A 26,362-nucleotide genomic window follows, 5' to 3' on the forward strand; every position below is an offset into this window, starting at 1 on the left:
CCCACCAACGCCCACATTAGCGCGATGAGCGCCCAATCACAACGGGCGTGGCGCTTTTCGCGCCATCAAGGAGGCGTCGTCCGGGAGTTGAGTGAGGGGGCTTCTGTTGCCCGGTGCCCCCCCGAACCGCGCTTACGTCCGCTGTTTAGGCGGCAGCAGCGAGTGCTACGTTGTCGTTGGCACTTGTGTTTGGCCCGTCACGGCGGAACCATACCGAGCAAAAACCGCGCCTTTACTACGTCCGTCGATCCTGTGTCGCCCCCATGGAGCGGTCCCTGGAAGGGGACCGCTGGAATTGGTGGAGGCGCCGGGTACTGCCCCCGGGTCCGATCCGTCTATGCCACGCGGCGTTTATCGCCATAGCCGGTTGCCCGGCACCCCCAATATAGGCGCTCCAGCCCGGCGCGGGAAGGGGCGCGGCGGGAGGTGGCGGGGGATCTCGGCGATGTCCGGTGCCGCCGGCGCTTTCGTCGCCTGACGCGACGGGGTAGCGTGGCGCGCGCGGTCCGTGGGGCGACGAGGCCAGACGCGCGATCCCGTGGCCCGGAGGTTACGACGACATGGCGACCTTCCTGATCTGCCACGGCGCATGGTCGGCCGGCTGGGCCTGGCGCAAGATGCGCCCGCTGCTGCGCGCCGCCGGCCACGACGTGTTCACGCCGACCTACACGGGGCTGGGCGAGCGCGCTCACCTGGCGCATCCGCTGGTCGACCTTGAGACGCACATCCAGGACGTGCTGGCCGTCGTCGAATGCGAGGATCTCTCGGATTTCGCGCTGGTCGGCCACAGCTATGGCGGGATGGTCGCGACCGGCGTCGCCGACCGCGTGCCGGAGCGCGTGCGCCAGTTGATCTACCTCGACGCCTTCGTGCCCGGCGACGGGCAGTCGCTGAACGACCTGCGCGGCGGCGGCCATGCGCCGCCGCTCGCCGACTGGCTCGTCCCGCCCAATCCGACGCCACCCGACACGTCGGCCGACGACCTCGCCTGGATCGGGCCGCGCCGGCGGCCGCAGCCGGCCCGGACCTTCGACCAGCGGCTGCGTCTGCGCCACGCCGGCCCGCCGCCGTTTCCGCGCGCGTACGTCTTCTGTGCGCGCAAAGGGCCGGACGACCCCTTCCTCCAATTTTCGCGCCGCTTCCGCGACGATCCGGCGTGGCGCCACGTCGAGATGGACGCCAGCCACAGCCCCAACGTCACCGCGCCGGAGGCGCTGGCGAAGACCCTGTTGGGGCTGCTGGTGTGAGGGAAGGGCGGGCGGACTGACGCCGCGTCGTCGTGCCGGCCGCGCTTTCGCGAGGAGGTATCGTATGCGTCGTCCTCGTCTGAACCTCGCGTTCTGCGCCGCCTTCATCGTGCCCGCGCTGTCGGCCTCGCCGGCGCGCGCCGCGTGCGACGACCCGCCGCGACCGGGCGTCAACTGGGCGGGATGCGACAAGTCCAACGCCAACCTGCGTGGCGCCGATCTCCAGGGCGCCGACCTCGGCGGTGCCATTTTTCGGCACGCCATCCTGCAGGACGCCAGGCTGATCGGCGCCAACCTGCAGCGCGCCGATCTGCGCGGCGCCGACGTGACCAACATCATCCTGGTGAACGCCAATCTCGGTCGCGCCATCCTGCGCGACGTCAACCTGCGCGGCGTCGATCTGACCGGCGTGACGCTGGGCGGCGCGACCTGGACCGACGGCAGGATCTGCGGCGTCGGTTCGACCGGCCGCTGCCGGTAGGCTCGCGGGACACGGCGGCCGGGGGGGCGTGGGCGGATGATCGCGATCGTGCTCGGTGGCGCCGTCGGCGCGCTGGTCGGCTACGGCGCCGGCATGGCCGGCTCGATGCTGGTCATGGGCCGGCTGGGCGTCTCCGATTTCGAGGGCAAGCGCGCCACGGCCTCCGCGTTCCTCTTTGGACCGGTCGGGGCATTGGCCGGCATCGTGCTGGGCTGCTGGCTGGCGCAGACTTTCGCGGGCGATGGAGCCAGCCTAGGCGCCACGCTGCGCGGCGTCGGTCTCACGGTCGTCGCCCTTCTCGTCCTTGGCGGCGCGTGGGTCGCCATGACCTGGTTCCGGACGGACCAGCCGGTGGTGCGCAACGCCGCGCCGCCGCGACTGGCGTTCGAGTTCCGGGTCCCGGCGGCGCGCGGCTTCCCCGCGGCCGCGGGCGCCACGCTCGACACCGACAGCAACCGCATGCCGGCCACGATGAAGCCGGGATCGCCGTCGACCGACGGCGACTGGTCGGTTCTGGCCGGCGAGGTCGAGATCTACTATCGCGCCACGTGGCGCCGCCTCGTGCTCGATCTCGGCGGCGGCCGGCAACTCCTGTTCGATCCCGGTCTGCCGCGGGTGCCGGCGAAATCCACGGATTGGAGCGCGTGGCGGCGCGCCGAAGGCGTGTTCTCGGCGCCGGGGCAGACGACGGCCGGCGCGCCGGGACCGGACGACGTCGTCGAGATGCGCGGCCGTGTCGTCGCCACCTGACGCGCCCGCGCCGCCTGCGGCGATGACGGCCGAGGATGCGCGCGAGCTACAGCGCTTCCCGCCGGCGCTGCGCGCGCTGATCGACGACGAGCTGGCCGCCGGCAACGCGGTCGTCGAGGTCGGTGGCGGATTCCCGGCGCCGCCGGCCGGCGCCCTCGTCAAGCTGGCGCGGCAGGTGACAACGCGGCCGCGCGAGTCGGGAGGCGGGCTGGCGTTCCGCGCGCGCGACAGCTCGACATGCTCCGGCGAATGGACCGACTCCGACGGCTTCTTCTTCGCGCTGGAGCCGCCGTCGACTGCCGGCCCCGCGCCGGACATGGACGCGATCCGGGCCCGGGCGTCGCCGCCCGCGCCGCCGTCGGGCGCGCCAGCGCCGCCGCCCTTCACGGTCGAGGTCGATCCGCGCGGCGAGATGCTGATCTACCGCGAGGCCGACCGGCGGGCGACGGTGGTCTGCACCTTCACCGGCGATCCCCGCATCGCGCCGCGCACGCTCGACGGCTGGTGGCATCCGGCGGAACGGCGCACGTCGCCGATGACGCCGGAGGAGGCCCGCGTGTTGATCGACCGCATCGCGGACCATTGCCGACGCCACCTCGGTATGCCGCGCCTGACCGTCGAGAAGGACTGACGCGTCCGCGCGCCGCGTCTCGGGGAGGGGGTCGTTGGGCGGCCGCGACCCTGCGGCCACTGGAGGCTGGACGCGGCGTCCGATGTGGCTCAACGTTGCGCTCGGACGCGCCGTGGCGGGCGTCGATCGTCGTTCATTCCGGCGACACGAGGAGATTTGCATGCGGAAATTCATCGCCGCCGTCGCGCTGGCGGGTGCCTGCGTCGCTGGCGCCGCGCAGGCCCAACAGGGCCATTCCGATCTGACCCAGGCCTGCGCGGCCGAGGCGGCCCGGCAGCGTCTCGACGGCCAGCCGATGGCCGACTTCCTCTCGGCGTGCTGGGCCGGCCGCGTCTCGCTGCCGGGCCTCGACCAACGCTGCGACGCCGAGGGCCGCCGGCGGACCTTGGCGGGCGAGGCACTGACCGCGTTTAAGAAGCTGTGCACGGGCGGCCAGGTCGCGCTGCCGCCGCCGGCGGGCGCCGCGCCGCCGACCTGCGATAGCCAGGGCCGCCGCATGGGCCTGGCCGGCGAGGAGCTCGCGACTTTCATCAAGCGGTGCATGGCCGGCTAGGCGGCGCCTTCCCAAGCGCCACGCGCGACGGTGCTGAATAGAGGGCTGGTTCTGGAAGGCGCGCGCCGAGTCGGAGGCGCCGAGTCGGAGGCGCGGGCGACCACGCCGGTGACCCGCGCGAGCTCGCGCATCGAGGCCTCGCCGGCGCGCGCTCGAGCGCGCCGGGCCGGCGACGGAATCCGGATCGGCCGCCTGGCAGGCGAAGAGGTCGATCCGGCCGGCCTTGCCGCATCGCGGCGAAGACCCCGAGAGTGGCGAAGGCGGGATACCCCTTGCCGGGCATCGCGGACTTGCCGGCGACGTTGCCCATCTTCAGCGTCGCGTCGCGGTGCGTGTAGTTGCCGTGCTTGCGGATATCGAGTCCCGTCGGCGCGCCGGCGTGGAGCATCGCGACCATGGCGCCGCGGCCCGGGACGGAGTTTTCGGTTGGGCCGGCGCCGGGCAAGGGCGTTGTGTCGTCGCGACCGCGACCGCTTTAGCCTTGCTCCGCGTCCCGGACTTATAGACCATCCGGCCGACAGGGAGACGGCATGGCCGGCGGGGATTCTACTTGGACGGCGTCCGGTCCGCGGCGATCGGAGGACGGCGGTTCCTTCATCGCCCTGCGGCCGGGCACGCGCGTCGGCAAATACGAGACGCTCGAGGTTCTCGGCCAGGGCGCGTTCGGGCTCACCTACCGCGCGCGCGACACGCTGCTCGGCCGCGATGTCGCGATCAAGGAGTATCTGCCGACGGGGTTCGCGTTCCGCCACGGCGACGGCACGGTGCGGCCGCATTCGACCGCCACGGCCGAGGAGTTCCGCTGGGGCCGCGACCGCTTCCTCGACGAGGCCCGGACCTTGGCGCGGCTCGAGGACGCGCCGGGCATCGTCAACGTCCACGATTTCATGGAGGCCAACAGCACCGCGTACATGGTGATGTCGCTCGTGCGCGGCGAGACGCTGGAGACCCGGCTCAAGCGCGACGGCCCGCTGCCCCGGCCGATGATCGAACAGCTGGTCCGCCCGCTGCTGGACGGGCTGGAGCGGGTGCACGCCGCCGGGTTTCTCCACCGCGACATCAAGCCCGCGAATATCCTGATCGACGCCGAAGGTCACCCGACCCTGATCGACTTCGGCGCGTCGCGCGCGGCGCTACATGGCCGCACGCAGGCGCTGACGGCGATCTACACACCGGGCTACGCCGCGTTCGAGCAGTTCACATCGGCCCCGCAGGGACCGTGGACGGACCTCTACGCGCTGGGCGCGACGCTCTACCACTGCGTCACCGGGTCGATGCCGCCGAGCGCCATCGACCGCGTGCGGGACGACGCCATGGTGCCGGCGACCGAGGCTGGCAGAGGACGCTACGACGCCGGGCTCCTGGCGATGATCGACGCCGCGATGAGGGTGCGCGAGGCCGAGCGGCCGCAGAACATCGGCGAGGCGCGCCGTATCCTGTCGGGAGGTGGTCCGTCCGGGGTGCTGGCGATGCCCGGTTCCGCGACCGTCGCCATGGCGCCTGCCCCGGCTCCGACCGCGCCGCGCCGCCGCGCGCCGGTCGGGTGGATCGCGGCGGGCGTCGTCCTCGCCCTCGCGCTCGCGGGTGGCGGCGCGTGGCTGGCGCTGCGCCCGCCGGCGGAAAGTCCCGAGGCCGCCTTGCGCCGCGCGAAGGACGAGGTGCGCCGGCAGACCGCGGCGTTGACGCGTGAACGCGAGGAGGCTGCGGCCCGGCAGGCCGCCGAGGATGAGAAGCGCCGCGTCGCGGACGAGGCGGCGCGCAAGGCGGCCGAGGCGAGGGCGGCGGCCGACGACGGCGGGCGCCGCCAGGCGGAGGACGAGGCGCGGGCGCGGGCGGCCGCCGAGGCCACGCGTCGCCGCGAGGAGGAGGTGCGCGCCACCGCGGAGGAGGCGGAGCGGCGCGAGCGGCTGGCGCGGGAGAGGGCGCTGGCCGAGGCCGAGGCCACGCGTCGCCGCGACGAGGAGGCCCGCACCGCCGGCGAGGTGGCGGAGCGGCGCGAGCGGCTGGCGCGGGAGAAGGCGCTGGCCGAGGCCGAGGCCGCGCGCGCCGCCGAGGCGAAGGCCGGATCGGCGGCCGACGCGAAACGTCAGGCGGAGGCGGGCGAGGCCACGTTGCGGCTGTCGGAGGCTGATCGCAAACGGATCCAGGTGGCGCTGACGTCTGTCGGCCATGACACGCAGGGTAGCGACGGGGCGTTCGGCCCGCGGTCGCGGGCCATGATCGCGGCGTGGCAGCGCGGCCGCGGCGAGGCGGAGACGGGCTTTCTGACGGCGCCGCAGGTGGCGGCGCTGCGACAGCAGGCGGCATCGGCGTTGGCGCGCTACGACGAGGAACAGAGGCGGGCCGAGGACGAGGCGCGACGCGCCGCCGAGCGCGCGCCGTCCGGCGCCGCCGTCCCCAAGGCGGGTGCCGCGCCTCAGGGGAAGGCGGCGGCAGTGGCGCCACCGGCGGCGTCCGCCGGGCAGGCGACGTACGCCGGAGAGTTCACGAACAACTCCGGCGTCTTCCGGATCACTATCCGGCAGGATGGCGGCCGGCTGACATTCGAGCTCTACACCAAGATCGGCGCCGAGGAAACGAGGTCGACCTGCCAGCCGACCGAGTTGGGATCCGACGGCCGGTTCTTCACGGTGTGCCGGGGCATGGGCGTGTCGCCGCGCACGCTCGACGGGACGCTGCAATCGGCCCGGTTGAAATCGGAACGCCTCGCCAGCGGCGGGACCTTCACGCTCGTCCGCCAGTAGTGCTCGGGAATTCCGGTCGCCGCGATCCGCCGCCTTGGGGACGGCGCGGCCGCGGGGTGCCCGGCGCACCGGCGACGACGCGAATGGTGCGCGCCTCGCTTTGAATTTTGTATGCAAAAGGCAATGTAAACCCGAAAAGGGATGCGCGCAGCCGGTCGCAAGCGACGGCTTCCGCGACCTTCCGGAATCCATCCCGCGCGGCCGCGCCAAGGTGTCTTTTACAGATTGGCGCCGCCCGCGCGCGTCCCTAGATTGGCCGCCAACGAACCACCAAGGACGGCCCCTCGATGCCCCTCTCGACCGACCAGAAGACCGAGATCGACGCGCTGCGCGGCGTCACGGCGCCGACCCGCCGCGCCGTGGCGCCGGCGCTGGAGGAGATCCTCTACCAGGCGCTACCGGTGCTCGACCACGGCTTCGTGCGCGTCGTCGACTACATGGGCGACGACGCCGCGGTGGTGCAGGCGGCGCGCGTGTCGTACGGGCGCGGCACCAGGAAAGTCAGCGAGGACAAGGGCCTCATCAACTACCTGCTGCGGCACCGCCACACCACGCCGTTCGAGATGTGCGAGATCAAGTACCACGTGAAGCTGCCGATCTTCGTGGCGCGGCAGTGGATCCGGCACCGCACCGCCAACGTCAACGAGTACTCGGCGCGCTACTCCATCCTCGACAACGAGTTCTACATCCCCCGGCCCGAGCACCTCGCGGCGCAGAGCCGTGTCAACCGCCAGGGCCGCGCCGAGACGCTCGCCGGCAAGGAGGCCGAGCGCGTGTTCGACCTGCTGCGCAAGGATTCCGCGCTGGTCTACGAGCACTACATGGAGATGCTCAACGAGGGCGAAGGCGGCGCGCCGCTCGATCCCGGGCGCAGCGGTCTGGCGCGCGAGCTGGCGCGCATGAACCTGTCCCTGAACTTCTACACCCAGTGGTACTGGAAGACCGATCTGCACAACCTCATGCACTTCCTGTCGCTGCGCGCCGACGCCCACGCGCAGTACGAGATCCGCGCCTACGCCGATGTGATGGTCGACACGCTCAAGCGCTGGACGCCGCTGGTGCACGACGCTTTCGTCGAATACCGCATGGGCGGCACGTCGCTGTCGCGCACCGGGCTGGAGATCGTGAGGCGGATGCTCGCCGGCGAGACGGTCGAGCAGAAGGATAGCGGCCTGTCGGCCCGCGAATGGCGCGAGCTGATGGCGCAGCTCGGCCGCGGCTGAGCCGCTGCGGCGTCATCGCGGCGCGAAGGCCGGTTCCCACTCCAGCGCGACCCCGCCCGGCGCCTCGCGCGCGAAGGCGGCCAAGGTCGCGGCGATGGCCGCGCCGTCCGCCGCGCGCACGGCGTAGATCGCGACCGCCATCTCGGCCGCGGCCAGCGGCCGCGCGGTGGCGATCTTGGTGAAGGGCGGCGCGCCGCCGGTCCATTGGCGGAAATAGCCGTCGAACAGTATCGCGACGCGGGCGTCGCGCCGCGTCGCGAGACCGCGCACCGCGTCGGCCGTCAGTCGGCGCGACGCCAGCAGACGCGCCGTCTCCAGGTCGCCCAGCGCCAGCACGTCGGTCAGCCGCGGTTCGGACAGCCAGGTCAGCGCGCCGATGTTCATCGCCACGATTCCGGCGCCGGCATGGTGGCGAGCGACGTAGCGCGCCGGCCAGAAATCGCGCTGCCACACCACGGCGGTCGATATCCGGAGGTCGGCGTGCATGACGTATGCGCGGTGCGTCAGCGCCGCCGCCGTCGTCGACGCCAGGATCGCGATGGCGGCCGACGCGACCGAGACACGCGCCGCGGGCCACCGCGCGCGCGCCAGCGCCGGCGGCAGGAACGCGCCCGCAAGCGCGAAGAGGTAGACCTCGTAGCGGCCGCCCCAACCGAAGCTGCCGAAGGTCGCATGCGCCCAGATTCCGAGGGCGGCGATCGCTAGCGCCAGTGTCCCGGCGTCGACCGGCGTGCCGTCGCGCCAGCGCCGCCACGCCGCACCCGGCGATCCACCCGCGCGCCGCCAGGCCGCCGCGAGCGCGACGACGGCAGCGACCAGAAGGAGGAGAAGCGCCGGAGCGTTCACCGCGAGCCGCTTCAGTGGATACCACGCCAGCATCTTGACGACGTCGACCGCCGAGGGCGCGCCCGGATCGGCAAGGAATATCGTCTTGGCGAGGATCGGGAAGGGCACCGCCCACCAGCCGTGCGACATCGACCACGCAGCGAAGGCCGCGACCGGCGCCAGCGCCGCGACGGCGAGCGCCAGCGCCAGCGCGTGGCGGCGGCGCGCCAGCGCCAATGCGACTCCGAGCGCGACCAGCCACAGGCTCTCGAACCGCAGCAGCGGCAGCGCCGCGAAGGCGGCGGCGAGTCCGACCGGCGCGCGCTCGGCCGGTGGGCCGGCCAGCGCGCGCGACAGCGCGTCGACGGCCGCGAGCATGAGCGCGGCGTGCGCGAGATGCTCCATGGCCGAGAACGCCATCACCACCGGCGCGGCGGCGGCGAGGACGACGGCGATGCCGGCGGCGCCCCACGCGGGGCGCGAGCCGGGGTCCGAGCCGGCGTCACCCATGTCGCGCGTCAGTATCCGCGCCGCCACCCACAGCGTCGCCGCGCCACCCAGCGCCGCGAGCGCGAACGCGATCCAGTCGGCGGCGCCGAACACGCGGTAGAGCGCCGCCAGCGCCCACACCCACAGCGGCGACGATGTCGACGAGGAGTGCGCGTGCGGCGTCACGCCGAACACGCCGTGCTCGGCGACGTCGCGCGCCATCGCCATGTGGATGTAGGCGTCGTCGAGCCATGACACGAGCCGCCCGTCCGCTTCGCCGCGCGCCCACCACCACGCCGCCGCCAGCGACGCGGCGAACAGCGCCGTCGCGGTGGCGGCGAGCGCGTGGCGGGGTGGAGGATGGAGGCGGGCGGGCACGGACTCGGCGGGACGCCGTCTGCGGCGGCGGAGCGCGAGAGATATCGCGCGCCGCCCCTGGCCGCCACATCCACGTCACGATCCGGGGTCATTAGGCGCGCGCTTTCGCGGGGCCGCGCGCGGCTTGGAGGAGGGATGCAATGAACGAGATCGCGCCCAGACCGATCCGCATCGTGCGCGAGCGCCGGCGCGACGCCGCCGCCGTCGAGGCGATGGTGGCCGCGTCGTTCGGGCCCGATCGTCTGCAGAAGACCGTCTACAAGCTGCGCGACGGCGTGAAGCCGCTGCGCGACCTGCGCTTCGTCGCGCTCGACGAGGCCGGCGAACTGATCGGGTCGCTCCGGTTCTGGCCGATCCTGATCAACGGCCGCTGGCCGGCGGTGCTGCTGGGTCCGCTGGCGGTGGCGCCGGCGACGCGCGGACTGGGCTACGGCAAGGCGCTGATGTGGCACGCGCTGGCGCGCTGCCGCGAGCTCGGCATCGGCCGCGTCATCCTCGTCGGCGATCCGGAGTACTACGTGCCGTTCGGCTTCCGCCGCGACCTCGCGCTGAACCTCGCGCTGCCCGGCTGGGTCGAGGAGCGCCGCTTCCTCGCGCTCGAGACCGTCGCCGGCTCGATGATCGGCGTGCACGGCATGATCGGCAAGGCCGAGCCGACGCCGCGGCGCAGGCCCGAGCCCAGGAAGAAGCCGGCGCCGCTGCGGCGCAAGGCGCGCGACCAGGCGCGCAAGGCTCAGGTCAAAGCCAAGGCGAGGAAGCGCGCGCGGCCCAAGGCGAAGCGCGCACGCCGCAAGCGTTAGCGGCGGGCGGCCGGCGTCACTGCGGCGTCAGCGTGATCACGACGCTCGCCGACGTGACGCCGGCGCCGGCGTTGCCGCCGCCCGACAGCTCGCCGGGGCGCAGCCGCGCGCCCAGGAGGGAGCGCGAGAACATCGCCGGGCTGGCCGCATTCTGGCTGACGCCCACCAGTTCGATGTTGAACGTGCCCTGGCCAGCGCTGCCGGTGGCGTCGAGGTTGATCGACACCTGGATCGATAGCTTCACGCCCTTGAAATTCCAATCGCCGCTGCCGCGGCCGCCAGACATCGTCAACCTCGCCGGACCGCAGCCGGTCGACGTCGAGCTGCCGGTCACGCACACTTGGCCGGCCCAGTTCGCGGGCACCTGCCCCGGAGTCGCCGCCGCCGTCGTGGTGGTCGTCGCCGGTGTGCGACCGGCGGGCTCCGGCGGGCGCGTCGGCATCTCGGCGGCGCGCCGCTTCGCCTCCTCCTCCAGCCGTCTCTGCTCCGCATCGTAGCGCGCCAGCGGTCCGGCGGCGGCGCGCTGCAGCGCGTCGTACTGCGGCCGCGTCAGATAGCCGGTCGCCGGCCGGCCGTTGGCGCGCTGCCAGTCGCCGATCATCTGGCGGCTGCGCGGGCCGAAGCTGCCGTCGATGCCGCCGGTGTCGTGGCCGATCCCGGTGAGGGCCGCCTGCGCGCGCTTGCGCTCGGCCTCGCCGAAGCGCGCGGCGGCCTCCTCGGCGGCCGCGCGTTCGCGCGCCTCCTGCTCGGTCTGGCGCCGCGCCGCCTCCTCGGTGGTGGAGCGCGCGCGCTCGGCGGTGCGCAGATCGGCCTCGACGCGCGCCGCTTCAGCCCTGGCGGCCTCCGCCTTGGCTGCCTCGGCTTTCGCCAGTTCCGCCTTCGCCGCCTCGGCCTTGGCGGCTTCGGCCTTGGCGGTCTCGGCTTTCGCCGCTTCCGCCCGCGCCGCCTCCGCTTTGGCGGCTTCGGCCTTGGCGGCTTCCGCCTTCGCCGTCTCCGCCCTTGCTGCCTCGGCTCGTGCCGCCTCGGCCCGCGCCGCTTCCGCTCCGGCGCTCTCGGCCTTGCTCTGGTCCGCCTTGGCTGCCTCGGCGGCGCGGGCACGTCCGGCCGCCGCCCGCGCCGCGTCGGCGGCGATACGCTCGCGCTCGATGCGCGCGCGGGCCTGCTCGTCGGCGCGGCGTGCGTCGGCGAGGCGCTTCTCCTCGGCGGCCCGTGCCCGCGCGGCCGCCTCGGGATCCTCTTTGTTGACCGTCGTGGCCACCGTGGCCGGCGGGCGGGTGAGCCAGTAGGCGCCGCCGCCGCCCGCGAGCAGCAGCAGCGCCACCGCGGCGGCGATCGCAGCCGGTCGGCCGACGCCGCGTCCACCGGCGGCGGGCGGCGATGGCGCGACGGAGGGCGCCGGCGGGCCGGATGGCGGATACGATCCCGACGGCGCGTACGATCCCGATGGCGGCGCCGATCCGGCCGCCACGCGCGCGCCGGACCGGATCAGCGACTCCGAATTCGACACGCGCGTCGGCACCGTCACGAACACGTCGCGCATGTTCTGGACACGGCGCGCCGGATCGGGCTGCAGCAGCGGCATCAGATCCGCGCGCAGCTCGTCGGGCACCGAGGCCAGATCCGGCTCGTGTTCGCGCGCCTTGACCGCGTAGGCCAGCGAGGAGCCCATCGGCACGGCGCGTCCCGCCGCCGCCGCCGCCAGCGTCAATCCCAGGCTGTAGATGTCGGTGCGGGCGTCGACCTGGCCGCCGAACAGGCCGCATTGCTCGGGCGAGCAGTAGTCGAGCTTGCCGGCGAAGGCGCTGCCGATCACCGAACTGGCGCCCGAATCCGTGCGCTTGGCGAGGCCGAAATCGATCAGCACGGGCTGGTCGAGGCGGCCGCCGCGCAGCACGACGTTGTCGGGCGCGAGGTCGCGGTGCACCACGCCCTGGTCGTGGGCCGCCGCCAGCCCCTCGGCCAGCGCGCGGCCGAGCCGGCGGACCTCGGACGGCGACAGCGGCGCCTTGGAGGTCAGCGATCCGAGCGACGGGCCGTCGACGTACTCCATCACGAGATACAAGCGGCCGTCGGCGTCCCCCAGCACGCCTTCGTAGGCGACCACGGCGGGATGGCGGACCTTGCGCAACGCCATCGCCTCGCGCCGGAACAGCTCGCGGATCATGTCGTCGCCGGCCAGGTCGGCGCGCACGACCTTTACCGCCACCGTGTCTCCGGTGTGCACGTTGGTCGCCTTGTAGACGGCGCCCATGCCGCCGCGGGCGATCAGCTTGTCGAGCCGGTAGGTTTCGTGGATCAGCTCGCCGGGTTGCAGGTCGCCGGCGCGGGTCGGCGCCTGCGACGGCCGCGCGCCGGTCCGCGTCGCATCGCGCGCCTGGTCCCGCTCGTCGCCCACAGCCACCTCCACCGCGCCGCGCCGTCCGCAGCATACTTCGGGGACGCCCCGGCGGTACAGCGCCACCGGCCGCGGCGGGGCCTACCTGATGACGATGCGCGGGGCGGCGCGCTGGGCGCCGCCGTCGAGCGCGGCGGCGACGCGGGCGGCGATCTCGCGGTAGATCCTCGCGTGCTCACCGTCGGGCTTGGCGGCGACGATGGGATGGCCCTCGTCCGAATGCACGCGGATGTCGAGGTGCAGCGGCACCGCGCCGAGGAACGGCACGCCCAGCTTGTCGGCCTCCTCGCGGGCGCCGCCGTGGCCGAAGATCTCGGTGCGCTCGCCGCACTTGGGGCACAGGAAGTAGCTCATGTTCTCGACGATGCCGAGCACCGGCACGTCGACCTTGCGGAACATGTTGAGGCCCTTGCGGGCGTCGATCAGCGCGATGTCCTGCGGCGTCGAGACGATGACCGCGCCGGCCAGCTTGACCTTCTGCGCCATGGTCAGCTGCGCGTCGCCGGTGCCCGGCGGCATGTCGACGACGAGGATGTCGAGCTCGCCCCATTCGACGTCGCGCAACATCTGCTCCAGCGCGCTCTGAACCATCGGGCCGCGCCAGATCATCGGTGCCTCCTCGGCGACGAGGTAGCCGATCGACATGGTCTTCAGGCCGAAGCGCTCGATCGGCATCAGCTTGTTGCCATCCTTCGACTCCGGCTTCTCGCGCACCGCCAGCATGCGCGGCATCGACGGGCCGTAGATGTCGGCGTCGAGAAGGCCGACCCGCTTGCCGAGCGCCGCGAGGCCGAGCGCCAGGTTGACGGCGGTGGTCGACTTGCCGACGCCGCCCTTGCCCGAGGCCACGGCCACGATCTTGCCGATGCCCGGCGCGAGGATGTGCTGGCCAGCGCCGCCGCCACGCGGCGCGGCGCGTCCGCCGGGAGCCGGCGCCGGTCCGTGGGCGTGCGCGTGCCCGGCGCGCGCGCCATGGTCGTGTCCGGCGTGGTCGTGGCCGCCGCGCCCGGCCGGCCGTTCCGCCGTCATGACGGCCGTCACCGGACGCCCTTGATCGGCCGCTCACCGCCGCCTCGCAGGCCTGGCGGAGCGTCTCGAGCTTGGCACCCTGCGCCGGATCGACCTTCAGCGCGAACTGCACGTGGCCGCCGCGCGTGGCGATGCCGTCGATCAGCCCGGCGGCGACGACGTCGCGGCCGGAGGCGGGATCGGCGACGCCGGCGAGAGCCTTCTCGATCGTCGCCCGGTCGATTTCCGTCATCTCCAGCCTCCACGCGCTTGATTCGGCGACGGCCAGTCCAAATATCCCGCGCACCCGCCGGCGCGTCCGGCCGGGCCGCGCTTCCTTGCGTCGGTCCGGTGCGTGTCATATAGGCGTCGGGGGCGAAAGCAAGAACCAAGCGCGGCCGGCGGCCGCGCGACAGGGCGAGGGACTTCATGCCGTGGAATAACAACAGCGGCGGTGGCGGCGGCGGCCCGTGGGGCGGCGGCGGCAACAGCGGTGGTGGCGGTGGCGGCGGCGGTCCGTGGGGCGGTGGCGGCGGCAATCGCGGCGGCGGTAACCGGGGCGGCGGTGGCGGTCCACGTCCGCCCGACCTCGAGGACATGCTGCGCAAGAGCCAGGACCGGCTGCGCAACCTCATGCCCGGCGGCATGGGCTCCACCAAAGGGATCATCCTGGCGGGGCTGGCCGCCGTCGTGGTGTGGCTGCTGTTCGGGTTCTACCGCGTCGAGACCAACCAGCAGGCGATCGAGCTGGTGTTCGGCAAGCCCAGCCCGCAGCCGCGCGGCGAGGGCCTCCAGTACAATCTGCCGGCGCCGATCGGGCGCGTGATCAAGGTCGGGGTCACCGACCAGCGGTCCGTGACCATCGGCACGGGCGGCGGGGTGCCGATCCGTACGAGCAGCCGGAGCGCCGGACCCCAGGCGACAACCGAGAACATGATGCTGACCGGCGACGAGAACATCCTCGACGTCGGATTCGTGGTCTTCTGGCAGATCCAGGACATCTTCAAGTTCGTGTTCAACATGCCCAACCCGGACGAGACCGTGAAATCGGCCGCCGAGTCGGCCATGAGGCAGGTCGTCGGCCGCTCGCAGCTGCAGTTCGCGCAGACCGAGGGCCGCAGCCGGATCGAGAGCGAGGCGCGCGAGGAGTTGCAGAAGATGCTCGACAGCTACGGCTCGGGCATCCGGATCACGCAGCTCCAGCTGCGCCAGTCCGACCCGCCGCAGCAGGTCATCGCCGCGTTCCGCGAGGTCCAGGCGGCGCGCGCCGAGAAGGAGAGCAAGATCAACGAGGCCAACGGCTACCGCAACGAGATCGTGCCGCGCGCCAAGGGCGACTCCGAGGCCAAGCTGCAGCAGGCCGAGGGCTACCGCACCGAGGTGCTCAACCGGGCGCAGGGTCAGGCGCAGCGCTTCGTGGCGGTCTACACCCAGTACGCCCTGGCCAAGGACATCACCGTGCAGCGCATCTACCTTGAGACCATGGAGCAAGCGCTGCGCGACGTGAACAAGGTGTTCCTCGACAAGAACAGCGGCGTGGTCCCGTACATGCCGCTGCCCGAGCTCGCGCGGCCCAGGCCCATGGCGCCCAACCAGCCGGGAGTCGTCCGATGACCGGCAGCCGCTCCATCATCCTGCTCGTGCTCGCGGGCGTCGTCGCGCTGCTGGTGCAGCAGTCGTTCTTCATCGTCGATCCGACCAAGCAGGCGCTGGTCACCCAGTTCGGCGCCATCAAGGGCACGCCGCGCACCGAGCCGGGCCTCTACTTCAAGGTGCCGTTCGTGCAGGACGTCGTGCGCATCGACAAGCGCCTGCTGCACATCGAGGCCGAGGAGTTCGAGCTGATCGCCGGCGACCAGAAGCGCCTCGTGGTCGACGCCTTCGCGCGCTACCGCATCAAGGACCCGCTGAAGTACTACCAGTCGACCGGCAACGTCGACCTGACCTTCCGCGGCCAGCTCAGCAACCTGATCAATGGCAACATCCGGCGCGAGCTCGGCACGGTGCCGCTGCAGGCCGTGCTGTCGGAGCGCCGCGGCCAGCTCATGAAGGAGATCACCGAGCTGGTGCAGGGGACCGCGCTGCGCGACTACGGGGTCGAGATCGTCGACGTCCGGATCAAGCGGGCCGACCTGCCGCGCGAGAACTCCGAGGCGGTGTTCAACCGCATGCGCACCCAGCGCCAGCAGGAGGCCCGCCAGCTGCGTGCCGAGGGCGACGAGGAGGCGCAGCGCATCCGCGCCGGCGCCGACCGCGAGAGGATCGTGCTGGTCTCCGAGGCCGAGAAGAAGGCCGAGGTGATGCGCGGCGAGGGCGACGACCTGGCGATCAAGGTTTACGCCGACGCGTTCGGCCGCGACCCGGCCTTCTTCGCCTTCTACCGCTCGATGCTGGCCTGCGTGCAGGTCTTCAACGCCGCCAACACCACCCTGGTGATGTCGCCGGACACCGATTTCTCGCAGTACTGCGACGCCAAGGTCGGCGGCGCCCCGAAATAGGGGCGTCGCCGCCGGATTCCGCGCGCCGGCCGGCTCCCGCGCCGCCGGCGGCGGCCGCGGACCGTTGCCGAAATGTCACCTTCACGAACGATTTATCGTTATCCACGATTTGTCGCGCCCGCCGTATTTGCGCCACACGGGCGCACCATGTAAATCTCACGAGAGCGGGATTTTGTCGCGTTTCCGGACGTTCGTACCCGTCTCCGGGGACCAGCGGAGGCAAGTCGTGCACAGCGTGATGGAAATTGGCGTGGCGGCGCGGTCGACCGGCGGCGGACCACGGCCCGGGCTGCTCAGGCGGACCGCGGTCGTCGCGGTGGCCTTGGTGGCGGGCCTGTGGCTGGCGGGAGCGCCGGGACCGGTCCCGCGCGCCGAGGCGCGCGAGGCGCCGGCCAGCTTCTCCGACCTGGCCGCGAGGCTTCTGCCGGCGGTCGTCAACATCTCGACCACCCAGCAGATCCCGCAGCAGGACCGCCGTCGCGGCGAGCTGCCGCAGGCGCCGCCGGGATCGCCGCTCGAGGATCTGTTCCGCGACTTCTTCGGCGACCGGCCGGGCGAGGGCGGCCGCGGCGAGCGGCAGCGCCGCGGCACGTCGCTGGGTTCTGGCTTCATCATCGACGGGTCGGGCTACATCGTCACCAACAACCACGTGATCGAGGGCGCCGACGAGATCACCGTCCATCTCCACGACGACACACAGCTCAAGGCCAAGCTGGTCGGGCGCGACAAGGAGATCGACATCGCGGTGCTCAAAGTCGAGCCGCCGGGCCGCAAGCCGCTGCCGTCGGTGAAGTTCGGCGATTCCGACAAGATGCGCATCGGCGACTGGGTCGTCGCGATCGGCAACCCGTTCGGGCTGGGCGGCACCGTGACCGCCGGCATCGTCTCGGCGCGCTCGCGCGAGATCGGCGGCAAGTACGACGACTACCTCCAGACCGACGCCGCCATCAACAAGGGCAACAGCGGCGGCCCGCTGTTCAACATGGACGGCGAGGTCATCGGCATCAACACCGCGATCTTCTCGCCCACCGGCACCAGCCTCGGCATCGGCTTCTCGATCCCCTCGAACATCGCGACCGGCCTCGTCGAGCAGCTGCGCGAGTTCGGCCGCGTGCGGCGCGGCTGGATCGGCGTGCAGATCCAGAGCATCTCCGAGGACATGGCCGAGGCGCTCGGCCTCGACAAGGCGCGCGGCGCGCTGGTCGCCGGCGTGACGCCGACGGGTCCGTCCGACAAGGCCGGACTGCGCCAGCGCGACGTGATCCTCTCGTTCAACGGCCGCGACGTGCTCGACTCCAAGAAGCTGCCGCGGATCGTGGCCGACTCCAAGGTCGGCGAGACGGTCGACATGGTGGTGATGCGCGGCGGCAAGCGCACGACCTTGAAGATCAAGGTCGGCGAGCTCGACGACGGCGAGAAGCAGACCGCGTCGGCCGGCCCCGGCGGCAGCGGCAAGCCCGCGCCCAAGCCCGAGGCGGAGCCGCCCGGCACGGTCGAGCCGTTCGGCGTGACCGTGGCCAGGATCACCGAGCAGCTGCGCGAGAAGCACCAGCTCGGCGACGCCCAGAAGGGCGTCGTGGTGATCCGCGTCGCCCCCGGGAGCCCGGCGGCGGAGAAGGGCATCAAGGTCGGCGACCTGATCCTCGAGGTGGCGCAGTCGGCGGTGAACACGCCCAGCGAGGTGCTGGCCAAGGTCAAGGAACTGCGCGAGCAGAAGAAGAAGGCGGCCGTCCTGCTGGTCGAGACCAGGGGCGATCCGCGCTTCGTCGCGCTGCGGTTCCAGAATTGACGTCGAGTCGTCGCCCGTGAGTTCCACCGGCCGGCGCCTCGACGCCGGCCGGTTTCGTTCGGGGGCCGCGCTCAGGCGACCTTGACGACCAGCTTGCCGAAATTGTCGCCCTTCAGCAGGCCGATGAACGCCGCCGGCGCGGCCTCCAGCCCGTCGACGACGGTCTCGCGGCTCTTCAGCTTGCCGGCGCGTAGCAGAGCGCCGACCTCGGCCGCGAATTCGCCCATCGTGGCGATGTGGTCGGAGACGATGAAGCCCTCGATGCGCAGGCGCTTCTGGACGATGGCGAACATCTTCTCGGGGCCGGGGCGGGGCTTGGAATCCTGGTATTCCGAGATCGCGCCGCACATGACCATGCGGCCGAAATCGCGCATGCGCGCGAACACGGCGTGGAATATGTCGCCGCCGGCGTTCTCGAAATCGACGTCGATGCCGTCGGGGCACAGCCGGTCCAGCGCCGCGCCGTAGTCCTTCTCCGTGCGGTGGTTGAAGCACGCGTCGTATCCGAGCTCCGCGACCGCGTAGGCGCATTTGGCGTCGTCGCCGGCGCAGCCCACGACGCGCGCGCCCGCGATCTTCGCGAGCTGGCCGGCGACCTGGCCGACCGCGCCGGTCGCCGCCGACACGAACACCGTCTCTCCGGGCTTGGGCCGGCCCATGCGCGTCATGCCGTGCCAGGCGGTGAACCCGGGCATGCCGAGGATGCCGAGATTCGCCTGCAGCGGCGCCGCGGCGGGGTCGATCTTGCGCAGGCCGCGGCCGTCGTGGAGCGTGTGCGTCGCCCAGTCGAGCATGCCGATGACGGTGTCGCCGGCGGCGAAGCGCGCGTTCTTCGATTCCACGATCTCGGCCACCGCGCCGGCGGTCAGCGGCCGGTCGAGCTCGAACGGCGGCGTGTAGGACCGCAGCTCGGTCATCCGTGGGCGCATGTAGGGGTCGAGCGACAGGTAGCGCGTGCGCGCCAGGATCTGGCCGTCGGCGAGGGCGGGGATATCGGCGCGCTCGACGCGGAAGCAGTCGCCGGTGACGTCGCCGGCCGGGCGTTTCGCGAGCACGATTCGAGTGGATTTGACCATGGGTTCCTCCTGATGCCGGCCTGCTTAGACGCGGGTGCCCCGCGCGTCCATCGCGGCGGTTGCCGAACCTGCCCAGCCGTGCGATATTTTGAGTGTTCACTCAATAAGGTGGCTCCATGCGCTCGATCCTCGTCCGGTCCGTGGTCTCGTTGGCGCTGCTGGCGCCATTCCTCGCGGCCGCGCCCGGCGCGGTCGCCCAGCCCGTCGTGCCGATCAACCGCGACATCGCCGGCGCGCGCGACCATGCGCTGGTGCCGCGCTACGAGGGCTCGTTCCTCATCGGCCACAAGGTCGACCGCTTCGCCGAGGTCGACCTGCCGACCGGGCCGTCGATCCTGGTCGACGGCCAGCGCCGCTTCCAGACGCAGATGACGGTGGAGGGGCCGCGCACGCGCCTCCTCTACGTCGTGCCGCCGGAGCGCAGCTCGCTCGAGGTCATGCGCAACTACCAGGGCGCGCTCGCGGCGGCCGGGTTCAAGCCGGTGTGGTCGTGCGACCGCGACGCCTGCGGCGATGGGCCGGAGGTGCTGCTCTACTTCAACAACCCCGGCCGCCAGCTCACCGCCGACCAGCAGATGCAGTACGCCTTCGCCTACGGCGTGGTCGATCCGCGCATCGTCATCGCGCGCCTCGACCGCCCGCAGGGGCCGGTCCATGTCATGGTGTTCGCCGCCTTCCAGGAGAACTCCGCCAACGCCGCCGCCGGCAGGCGCGTCGCGGTGTTCGTCGACGTGGTCGAGACCAGGCCGATGGAGACGCGGATGGTCACCGTCCAGGCGCCGGAGATGGCGCGCAACCTCGGCAAGGACGGAAGGCAGGCGATCTACGGGATCTTCTTCGATTTCGACAAGGCCGACATCAAGCCGGAGTCGAAGCCGCAGCTCGACGAGATGGCGAAGCTGCTGCGCGAGAACCCCGGCCTGCGCGTGTACATCGTCGGCCACACCGACAACCAGGGCGCCCTCGAATACAACACCGGCCTGTCGCAGCGGCGCGCCGAGGCCGTGGTGCGCGCGCTGGCGGGCTACGGCATCGCGGCCAACCGCATGACGCCGCGCGGCGTGGGGCCGCTGGCGCCGGTCACCAGCAACGCCACCGAGGAAGGCCGCGGCAAGAACCGCCGCGTCGAGCTGGTGCAGCAGTGAGACCGCCGGCCGTCAGGCGCCCTTGAATTCGGAGCGGCGGTAGCCCTGGAGGTAGAGCAGGGCGGTGAGGTCGCCATGCGCGACGTTGGCCGCGACGGCGGCGGCGACGGTGGGCTTGGCGCGGTAGGCGACGCCCAGCCCGGCCGCCAGCAGCATCGGCAGGTCGTTGGCGCCGTCGCCCACGGCGATCGACCGCGCGATGTCGACGCCCTTGGCGGCGGCCAGCTCGCGCAGCGCCGCCAGCTTGGCCTCCTTGCCGAGGATCGGTTCCTCGACGGCGCCCAGCAGCGTGTCGCCGTCGGTCCGCAACCGGTTGGCGCGGTGCTCGTCGAAGCCCAGCTTCGCGGCCACGATCGACGTGAAGTGCGTGAAGCCTCCGGACACCAGCGCGCACCACGCGCCGTCGGCGCGCATCGTCGCCACCAGCGCCTGGGCGCCGGGCATGTAGGCGATGCGCTCGGCGGCGCGGTCGAGCAGCGCCACCTTCAGTCCCTTGAGCAGGCCGATGCGGTCGCGCAGCGCGGCGGCGAAATCGATCTCGCCGTTCATGGCGCGCGCGGTGATGCCGGCGATCTCCGCCCGCAGGCCGAAGAAATCCGCCAGTTCGTCCAGCATCTCGTTCTCGATGATGGTCGATTCCATGTCGGCCACCAGCAGGCGCTTGCGCCGCGTGGCGGCGTCCTGGGCCACGGCGTCGACGCGGCGGCCGCCCAGCGCCGCGCGCGCGGCGCGCGTCGCCGCCGCGGCGTCGATTCCGTCGAACGGCAGATCGACGGCGACCGCGTCGGCCAGCCACGCCGGCGTGGCCACGGTGGCGCCGGCGCCGCGCAACGCGTCGCGCGCCAGCTCGATGGCGTCGGGATCGACGGCGGGTCGCGCCGGGTCGGAGATCAAGGTAAGTACGCGGGACATCGAGGACACCGGAACGGGGCGGGCGAGGGGCGCGCATGATGGTGAGCGGGTCGCGATCTGACAAGGCGGCGCGGCGGCGCGGAAACGTCGCTTGGCGCGCGGCATGACGGCGCCCGCCGGCCCCGTCGTCGCGATCATCGGACCGACCGCCAGCGGCAAGTCGGCGCTGGCGCTGGTGCTCGCGGCGCGGCCGGAGATCCGCGTCGGGCGCCGGGGGTTCGCCGGCGGCGTCGTGATCAACATGGATTCGATGCAGGTCTACCGCGAGTTGCCGCTGATCACGGCGCAGCCCGACGAGTCCGACAAGGCGCGCGTGCCGCACACGCTCTACGGGCACATGCCGGCGTGGGAGGTCGGCAGCGCCGCGCGCTGGACGTCGGAGGCGCGGATCGAGATCGCGCGCGCCCATGAAGCCGGCCGGCTGCCGATCCTCTGCGGTGGCACCGGCCTCTATCTGCGGGCGCTGATGGACGGCCTGTCGCCGATGCCGGCGGTGCCGCCGGAGATCCGCGCGGCGGCGCGGGCGCTGTGGGCCGAGCTCGGCCCGGAGGAGTTCGGCCGCCGCCTGGCGGCGCGCGACCCCGAGGCGGCGGCGCGGTTGGCGCCGAACGATCGGCAGCGCCGGGTGCGGGCCTGGGAGGTGGTCGAGGCCACGGGTCGCACGCTCGCGGATTGGCACGCGGCCGCGCCCGGCGGCACGGCGGCGGGCGGCGTGGTGGTCGTGGTCGCCCTGACATCCGACCGCGACTGGCTGCGCCGGCGCCACCGCGAGCGGTTCGAGGGCATGCTGGCGGCGGGCGCCTTGGACGAGGTGGCGGCTCTGGAGAGCGCCCTGGCTGCGCGCGGCCGGGTGGAGGGCCTGACGTTGGACGGGGTCGCCCTGCCGGCCCTGAAGGCGCACGGCGTCCCCGAGCTTCGCGCCCATCTCGCCGGGGAGATGGGGCTGGCGGCCGCGATGGACCGCGCCGTACTCAACACCGGCCGGTACGCAAAACGTCAAATGACATGGATTCGTCATCAGATAATTCCACAAATCTCCATAGAATCGCAAGAAACTGGCGCCATGAGCGCGATCACGCAATATTTGGACAAAATGAAGACCTAAAACTTCGCGTTTGTTTGCCGAATCGGGTTGACCCGCAATCGCTCCGCGATTATCTTCCGCCCCGCCGCGAAACCGACGTTTCGCGGCGCATTGTTTCAGAGGAGCGAGCGATGTCCGCGGAGAGCAAGACGAACGGCGCCGACCTGTTGATCAAGACCTTGATCGACCAGGACGTCGACGTCGTTTTCGGCTACCCCGGCGGCGCCGTCCTGCCGATCTACGATTCGCTGTTCAAGCAGAACCGCATCCGCCACATCCTCGTGCGCCACGAGCAGGCCGCCGTGCACGCCGCCGAGGGCTACGCCCGCTCCACGGGCCGGGTCGGCGTCGTGCTGGTGACCTCCGGTCCGGGCGCCACCAACGCGGTGACCGGCCTGACCGACGCGCTGATGGATTCGATCCCGATCGTCTGCCTCACCGGGCAGGTGCCGACCCATCTGATCGGCAACGACGCCTTCCAGGAGTGCGACACGGTCGGCATCACCCGGCCCTGCACCAAGCACAACTACCTCGTGAAGAACGTCGCCGACCTGCAGCGGGTCACCAGCGAGGCGTTCTACGTGGCGAAGTCCGGCCGTCCGGGCCCGGTCGTGATCGACCTGCCCAAGGACGTGCTGATGACGGCGCACGAGTACGAGCCGCCGCGCAAGACCGTGCAGCACAAGAGCTACCGGCCGCAGATCAAGGGCGACATCAAGCGCATCGAGCAGGCCGTCGACCTGATGGTCAAGGCCAAGCGGCCGCTGTTCTACACCGGTGGCGGCGTGATCAACTCCGGCCCCAACGCGTCCAAGCTGCTGCAGCAGCTCGTGCGGCTGACCGGCTTCCCGATCACCAACACGCTGATGGGGCTGGGCGCCTTCCCGGCGTCGGATCCGCAGTTCCTCGGCATGCTGGGCATGCACGGCACCTACGAGGCCAACCTCGCGATGCACGGCTGCGACGTGATGATCAACATCGGCGCGCGCTTCGACGATCGCATGACCGGCCGCATCAACGCGTTCTCGCCGGGCTCGAAGAAGATCCACGTCGACATCGACCCGTCGGAGATCAACAAGAACGTGCGCATCGACGTCCCCGTGGTCGGCGACTGCGCCCATGTCATCGAGGACATGATCAAGGTGTGGAAGGCGCGCCAGCCCAAGCTCGACGCCAAGGCGCACAAGGCGTGGTGGGCGCAGATCGACGAGTGGCGCGGCCGCCAGTGCCTGCGCTACGAGAATTCCAGCGAGATCATCAAGCCCCAGTACGCGCTGGAGCGGCTGTACGCGCTGACCAAGGACCGCTCGCCGATCATCACGACCGAGGTCGGCCAGCACCAGATGTGGGCCGCCCAGTACATGAAGTTCGAGAAGCCCAACATGTGGCTGACCTCGGGCGGGCTGGGGACGATGGGCTACGGCCTGCCGGCGGCGATCGGCGCGCAGATCGCGCACCCCGACAAGCTGGTGATCGACGTCGCCGGCGATGCCTCGATCCTGATGAACATCCAGGAGATGTCGACGGCCGTGCAGTACCGCGCGCCCGTCAAGATCTTCATCCTCAACAACGAGTACATGGGCATGGTGCGGCAGTGGCAGGAGCTGCTGCATGGCGGCCGCTACTCGGAGAGCTACTCGGCGGCGCTGCCGGACTTCGTGAAGCTGGCCGAGGCGTTCGGCGCCGTCGGCCTGCGCTGCACGAAACCGCAGGAGGTGGACGCCACCATCCAGGAGATGCTGGCGGTCGACCGGCCGGTGATCGTCGACGTCTGCGTCGACAAGGCCGAGAACTGCTTCCCGATGATCCCCTCGGGCGCCGCCCATAACGAGATGCTGCTGGGCCCGGCCGACAAGGCCGCCCGGCCGATCTCCGAGGAAGGCATGGTCCTCGTCTAGCACCGCGAGGCCTCTCATCCGGCGCTCCGCGCCACCTTCTCCCCCGAAGACGGGGGGAGAACGGAATGACGCCTTTCCCCTTCTCCCCCGTCTCCGGGGGAGAAGGTGCCCGCAGGGCGGATGGGGGGCTTTTCCGCCGCCGCGCGCCCGACCAGAAACCGCCGCCACGACCGACAGCGCAGGGACTTTGGATATGACCGCCCCCACCACCTCGCAGCGCCACACCATCGCCGTGCTCGTCGACAACGAGCCGGGCGTGCTGGCGCGCGTCATCGGCCTGTTCTCCGGCCGCGGCTACAACATCGAGAGCCTCACCGTCTCCGAGACCGACGCCAAGAAGCACCTCTCGCGCATCACGATCGCCACGTCCGGCACGCCGATGGTGATCGAGCAGATCAAGGCCCAGCTCGACCGCCTCGTGCCCATCCACAAGGTCGCCGACCTGACCATGGAGGGCCCATCGGTCGAGCGCGAGCTGGCGCTGGTCAAGGTCAAGTCGAGCGGCGACAAGCGGGTCGAGGCGCTGCGCATCGCCGACGTGTTCCGCGCCCGCGTCGTCGACATGACCAACGACTCCGCCGTGTTCGAGCTGACCGGCGCGCCGTCCAAGCTCGACTCCTTCACCGGGCTGATGGAGCCGCTGGGCCTGGTCGAGGTCTGCCGCACCGGCGTCGCCGCGCTCCACCGCGGCGCCGACGGCCTCTAGGCGCGGATCGCGGCGGCGGTGGAGTCCTCCCTCGTCTGGGCGCTGGCGGGTTTCGCCGTCGTCCATCTGCTGGCGGTCGCCAGCCCCGGGCCGACCTTCCTGTTCATGGCCCGCGCCGCCGCCGCGCGCGGCCGCGGGCCGGCGCTGCTGGCCGCCACCGCGACCGGCTTCGGCGCCGTGTTCTGGGCGGCCGCGGCGCTGTTCGGTCTCCAGTTGCTGATCGCCGGGGCCGGCTGGCTGTACGGCGCGCTGCGGCTGGCGGGCGCCGCCTATCTGCTGTGGATCGCCTTCCACATGATCCGCCACGCGACGGACCCGCTGGCGGCGGCCGGCGACATCGGCGGCGGCGGCCTGCCGGCGCTGTGGCTGCGCGCGTTCCTCGTGCAGCTCTCGAACCCCAAGGTGATGGTGTTCTTCGGCAGCGTGTTCGCCACGCTGCTGCCGGCGCAGCCGCCGCTCGTGGCGTCGCTGCTCGCGCTGGCGATCGTCTACCTCAACGAGTTCGGCTGGTACGCCCTCGTCGCGCTGCTGTTCTCGACGCCGCGAATCGGCCGCGCCTACCGCGCCGGCAAGGCCTGGATCGAGCGCGCGGCCGGCGGCGTGATCGGCGCGATGGGCCTGAAACTGGCGTTTGACCGCTGAACGACGGGCGGGCATACGGGGCCGCCGAATTTCGCAAGGGAGAAGAAAGATGCGTGTCTATTACGATCGCGACGCGGACGTGAACCTGATCAAGGGCAAGAAGGTCCTGATCGTCGGCTACGGCAGCCAGGGCCACGCCCACGCCATGAACCTGCGGGACAGCGGCGTGAAGGACGTCCGCATCGCGCTCAAGAAGGGCTCGGCGACGGTCAAGAAGGCCGAGGGCGCCGGCTTCACCGTGATGACCCCGGCCGACGGCGCCAAGTGGGCCGACGTCGTCATGATGCTGACGCCGGACGAGCTGCAGAGCGACATCTACTCGGCCGATCTGGCGCCGAACATGAAGGACGGCGCCGCGCTGGTGTTCGCGCACGGGCTGAACGTGCACTTCAACCTGATCGCGCCGCGCGCCGATCTCGACGTGTTCATGATCGCGCCCAAGGGTCCCGGCCACACCGTGCGCTCCGAGTACGCGCGCGGCGGCGGCGTCCCCTGCCTGGTGGCGGTGGCGCAGAACGCCTCGGGCAACGCGCTCGAGATCGGTCTCAGCTATTCCGCGGCGATCGGCGGCGGCCGCGCCGGCACCATCGAGACCAGCTTCAAGGAGGAGTGCGAGACCGACCTGTTCGGCGAGCAGGTCGTGCTGTGCGGCGGCCTCGTCGAGCTGATCAAGGCCGGCTACGAGACGCTGGTCGACGCCGGCTACGCGCCGGAGATGGCCTATTTCGAGTGCCTGCACGAGGTGAAGCTGATCGTCGACCTCATCTACGAGGGCGGCATCGCCAACATGAACTACTCGATCTCGAACACGGCGGAGTACGGCGAATACCGCACCGGACCGCGCATCGTGACCGACGAGACCAAGGCGGAGATGAAGCGCGTGCTGGAGGACATCCAGTCCGGCCGGTTCGCGCGCGACTGGATGCTGGAGAACAAGGTCGGGCAGGCCTCGTTCAAGGCGATGCGCCGGCGCATGTCGGAGCACCCGATCGAGGAGATCGGCGTCAAGCTGCGCGGCATGATGCCGTGGATCAAGGAGAAGGCGCTGGTGGACAAGGCCCGCAACTAGGCTGGACGGCCATGCGGGA

General features: G+C 71.8%; 22 protein-coding genes, 1 other RNA gene and 1 pseudogene. 17 read left to right on the forward strand and 7 right to left on the reverse strand.

All coding sequences use genetic code 11. The annotated features are described in order from the left end of the window. Positions 1 to 90: 90 nt before the first annotated feature. Positions 91 to 415, reverse strand: a transfer-messenger RNA (tmRNA) gene (gene ssrA, locus IPK81_18895). Between the two features lie 145 nt (positions 416 to 560). On the opposite strand from ssrA, the gene IPK81_18900 reads away from it, so the two are divergent. The 7 genes from IPK81_18900 to IPK81_18930 all read left to right on the forward strand — a co-directional run bounded on the left by IPK81_18900 (position 561) and on the right by IPK81_18930 (position 7,629). Next, positions 561 to 1,247, forward strand: coding sequence for an alpha/beta fold hydrolase (locus IPK81_18900; protein ID QQS11617.1), 687 nt, complete (start codon positions 561 to 563; stop codon positions 1,245 to 1,247). Between the two features lie 64 nt (positions 1,248 to 1,311). Beyond that, positions 1,312 to 1,728 (forward strand): pentapeptide repeat-containing protein, encoded by a 417-nt coding sequence (locus tag IPK81_18905; GenBank protein QQS11618.1) that lies wholly within the window; start codon positions 1,312 to 1,314, stop codon positions 1,726 to 1,728. A gap of 36 nt (positions 1,729 to 1,764) precedes the next feature. Continuing rightward, a complete protein-coding gene (locus IPK81_18910; protein QQS11619.1) occupies positions 1,765 to 2,478 on the forward strand; it encodes a hypothetical protein in 714 nt (237 codons plus the stop codon). Next, complete coding sequence (locus IPK81_18915) at positions 2,462 to 3,109, forward strand: hypothetical protein (protein ID QQS11620.1); 648 nt, start codon at positions 2,462 to 2,464, stop codon at positions 3,107 to 3,109. The genes IPK81_18910 and IPK81_18915 overlap by 17 nt, the downstream gene beginning before the upstream one ends. A 160-nt stretch (positions 3,110 to 3,269) precedes the next feature. Beyond that, complete coding sequence (locus tag IPK81_18920; protein ID QQS11621.1) at positions 3,270 to 3,662, forward strand: hypothetical protein; 393 nt, start codon at positions 3,270 to 3,272, stop codon at positions 3,660 to 3,662. A gap of 530 nt (positions 3,663 to 4,192) precedes the next feature. Then, positions 4,193 to 6,406, forward strand: coding sequence for a protein kinase (locus tag IPK81_18925; protein ID QQS11622.1), 2,214 nt, complete (start codon positions 4,193 to 4,195; stop codon positions 6,404 to 6,406). A gap of 287 nt (positions 6,407 to 6,693) precedes the next feature. Then, positions 6,694 to 7,629, forward strand: a complete 936-nt coding sequence (locus tag IPK81_18930) for an FAD-dependent thymidylate synthase (GenBank protein ID QQS11623.1) — start codon at positions 6,694 to 6,696, stop codon at positions 7,627 to 7,629. Between the two features lie 12 nt (positions 7,630 to 7,641). Here IPK81_18930 and IPK81_18935 read toward each other — a convergent pair whose 3' ends face one another. Beyond that, complete coding sequence (locus tag IPK81_18935) at positions 7,642 to 9,321, reverse strand: hypothetical protein (protein QQS11624.1); 1,680 nt, start codon at positions 9,319 to 9,321, stop codon at positions 7,642 to 7,644. A 164-nt stretch (positions 9,322 to 9,485) separates the two neighbouring features. On the opposite strand from IPK81_18935, the gene IPK81_18940 reads away from it, so the two are divergent. Next, complete coding sequence (locus IPK81_18940; GenBank protein ID QQS15174.1) at positions 9,486 to 10,121, forward strand: N-acetyltransferase; 636 nt, start codon at positions 9,486 to 9,488, stop codon at positions 10,119 to 10,121. Between the two features lie 16 nt (positions 10,122 to 10,137). Here IPK81_18940 and IPK81_18945 read toward each other — a convergent pair whose 3' ends face one another. From IPK81_18945 to IPK81_18955, 3 genes and pseudogenes are all read right to left on the reverse strand, one after another. Continuing rightward, complete coding sequence (locus IPK81_18945; GenBank protein QQS11625.1) at positions 10,138 to 12,516, reverse strand: protein kinase; 2,379 nt, start codon at positions 12,514 to 12,516, stop codon at positions 10,138 to 10,140. 81 nt (positions 12,517 to 12,597) lie between these two features. Continuing rightward, complete coding sequence (gene apbC, locus IPK81_18950; GenBank protein ID QQS11626.1) at positions 12,598 to 13,545, reverse strand: iron-sulfur cluster carrier protein ApbC; 948 nt, start codon at positions 13,543 to 13,545, stop codon at positions 12,598 to 12,600. A 31-nt stretch (positions 13,546 to 13,576) separates the two neighbouring features. Beyond that, positions 13,577 to 13,777, reverse strand: a pseudogene (locus IPK81_18955) (DUF59 domain-containing protein). A gap of 176 nt (positions 13,778 to 13,953) precedes the next feature. On the opposite strand from IPK81_18955, the gene hflK reads away from it, so the two are divergent. The 3 genes from hflK (at position 13,954) to IPK81_18970 (ending at position 17,811) form a co-directional block, all read left to right on the forward strand. After that, positions 13,954 to 15,138, forward strand: coding sequence for an FtsH protease activity modulator HflK (hflK, locus tag IPK81_18960; GenBank protein ID QQS11627.1), 1,185 nt, complete (start codon positions 13,954 to 13,956; stop codon positions 15,136 to 15,138). Next, positions 15,135 to 16,022 (forward strand): protease modulator HflC, encoded by an 888-nt coding sequence (locus IPK81_18965; protein ID QQS11628.1) that lies wholly within the window; start codon positions 15,135 to 15,137, stop codon positions 16,020 to 16,022. The genes hflK and IPK81_18965 overlap by 4 nt, the downstream gene beginning before the upstream one ends. Positions 16,023 to 16,260: 238 nt before the next feature. Then, entirely contained in the window at positions 16,261 to 17,811 is a 1,551-nt protein-coding gene (locus IPK81_18970) for a DegQ family serine endoprotease (protein QQS15175.1), read from the forward strand. 71 nt (positions 17,812 to 17,882) lie between these two features. Here the strand turns inward: IPK81_18970 and IPK81_18975 are convergent, their stop codons facing one another. Further along, on the reverse strand, positions 17,883 to 18,887 hold the full coding sequence (locus tag IPK81_18975; protein QQS11629.1) for an NADP-dependent oxidoreductase: 1,005 nt from the start codon (positions 18,885 to 18,887) through the stop codon (positions 17,883 to 17,885). Between the two features lie 116 nt (positions 18,888 to 19,003). Between IPK81_18975 and IPK81_18980 the strand changes: the two genes are divergently transcribed. Beyond that, complete coding sequence (locus tag IPK81_18980) at positions 19,004 to 20,032, forward strand: DUF4892 domain-containing protein (GenBank protein ID QQS11630.1); 1,029 nt, start codon at positions 19,004 to 19,006, stop codon at positions 20,030 to 20,032. Positions 20,033 to 20,044: 12 nt separating this feature from the next. Here IPK81_18980 and serB read toward each other — a convergent pair whose 3' ends face one another. After that, entirely contained in the window at positions 20,045 to 20,944 is a 900-nt protein-coding gene (gene serB, locus IPK81_18985) for a phosphoserine phosphatase SerB (GenBank protein QQS11631.1), read from the reverse strand. Between the two features lie 103 nt (positions 20,945 to 21,047). On the opposite strand from serB, the gene miaA reads away from it, so the two are divergent. From miaA to ilvC, 5 genes are all read left to right on the forward strand, one after another. Further along, positions 21,048 to 22,049, forward strand: coding sequence for a tRNA (adenosine(37)-N6)-dimethylallyltransferase MiaA (gene miaA, locus IPK81_18990; protein ID QQS11632.1), 1,002 nt, complete (start codon positions 21,048 to 21,050; stop codon positions 22,047 to 22,049). 110 nt (positions 22,050 to 22,159) lie between these two features. After that, the gene (locus IPK81_18995; GenBank protein ID QQS11633.1) at positions 22,160 to 23,926 is read left to right on the forward strand and encodes an acetolactate synthase 3 large subunit; all 1,767 of its coding nucleotides are present in this window, start codon (positions 22,160 to 22,162) and stop codon (positions 23,924 to 23,926) included. 193 nt (positions 23,927 to 24,119) lie between these two features. Continuing rightward, positions 24,120 to 24,632 (forward strand): acetolactate synthase small subunit, encoded by a 513-nt coding sequence (gene ilvN / locus IPK81_19000; protein QQS11634.1) that lies wholly within the window; start codon positions 24,120 to 24,122, stop codon positions 24,630 to 24,632. Between the two features lie 18 nt (positions 24,633 to 24,650). Beyond that, on the forward strand, positions 24,651 to 25,274 hold the full coding sequence (locus tag IPK81_19005) for a LysE family transporter (protein ID QQS11635.1): 624 nt from the start codon (positions 24,651 to 24,653) through the stop codon (positions 25,272 to 25,274). A gap of 49 nt (positions 25,275 to 25,323) precedes the next feature. Next, the gene (gene ilvC / locus IPK81_19010; protein ID QQS11636.1) at positions 25,324 to 26,343 is read left to right on the forward strand and encodes a ketol-acid reductoisomerase; all 1,020 of its coding nucleotides are present in this window, start codon (positions 25,324 to 25,326) and stop codon (positions 26,341 to 26,343) included. The last annotated feature ends 19 nt before the right edge of the window (positions 26,344 to 26,362 follow it).

This window comes from Rhodospirillales bacterium, assembly GCA_016699855.1.
Classification (GTDB): Bacteria; Pseudomonadota; Alphaproteobacteria; order Reyranellales; family Reyranellaceae.

Coding starts and splice junctions, on each gene's coding strand:
- ilvN (QQS11634.1), top strand. CDS start 24,120: ATGACCGCCCCCACCACCTCGCAGCGCCACACCATCGCCGTGCTCGTC.
- IPK81_18965 (QQS11628.1), top strand. CDS start 15,135: ATGACCGGCAGCCGCTCCATCATCCTGCTCGTGCTCGCGGGCGTCGTC.
- ilvC (QQS11636.1), top strand. CDS start 25,324: ATGCGTGTCTATTACGATCGCGACGCGGACGTGAACCTGATCAAGGGC.
- IPK81_18900 (QQS11617.1), top strand. CDS start 561: ATGGCGACCTTCCTGATCTGCCACGGCGCATGGTCGGCCGGCTGGGCC.
- IPK81_18975 (QQS11629.1), bottom strand. CDS start 18,887: ATGGTCAAATCCACTCGAATCGTGCTCGCGAAACGCCCGGCCGGCGAC.
- IPK81_18995 (QQS11633.1), top strand. CDS start 22,160: ATGTCCGCGGAGAGCAAGACGAACGGCGCCGACCTGTTGATCAAGACC.
- IPK81_18925 (QQS11622.1), top strand. CDS start 4,193: ATGGCCGGCGGGGATTCTACTTGGACGGCGTCCGGTCCGCGGCGATCG.
- IPK81_18910 (QQS11619.1), top strand. CDS start 1,765: ATGATCGCGATCGTGCTCGGTGGCGCCGTCGGCGCGCTGGTCGGCTAC.
- IPK81_18930 (QQS11623.1), top strand. CDS start 6,694: ATGCCCCTCTCGACCGACCAGAAGACCGAGATCGACGCGCTGCGCGGC.
- IPK81_18970 (QQS15175.1), top strand. CDS start 16,261: ATGGAAATTGGCGTGGCGGCGCGGTCGACCGGCGGCGGACCACGGCCC.
- IPK81_18920 (QQS11621.1), top strand. CDS start 3,270: ATGCGGAAATTCATCGCCGCCGTCGCGCTGGCGGGTGCCTGCGTCGCT.
- serB (QQS11631.1), bottom strand. CDS start 20,944: ATGTCCCGCGTACTTACCTTGATCTCCGACCCGGCGCGACCCGCCGTC.
- hflK (QQS11627.1), top strand. CDS start 13,954: ATGCCGTGGAATAACAACAGCGGCGGTGGCGGCGGCGGCCCGTGGGGC.
- IPK81_18905 (QQS11618.1), top strand. CDS start 1,312: ATGCGTCGTCCTCGTCTGAACCTCGCGTTCTGCGCCGCCTTCATCGTG.
- IPK81_18980 (QQS11630.1), top strand. CDS start 19,004: ATGCGCTCGATCCTCGTCCGGTCCGTGGTCTCGTTGGCGCTGCTGGCG.
- apbC (QQS11626.1), bottom strand. CDS start 13,545: ATGACGGCGGAACGGCCGGCCGGGCGCGGCGGCCACGACCACGCCGGA.
- miaA (QQS11632.1), top strand. CDS start 21,048: ATGACGGCGCCCGCCGGCCCCGTCGTCGCGATCATCGGACCGACCGCC.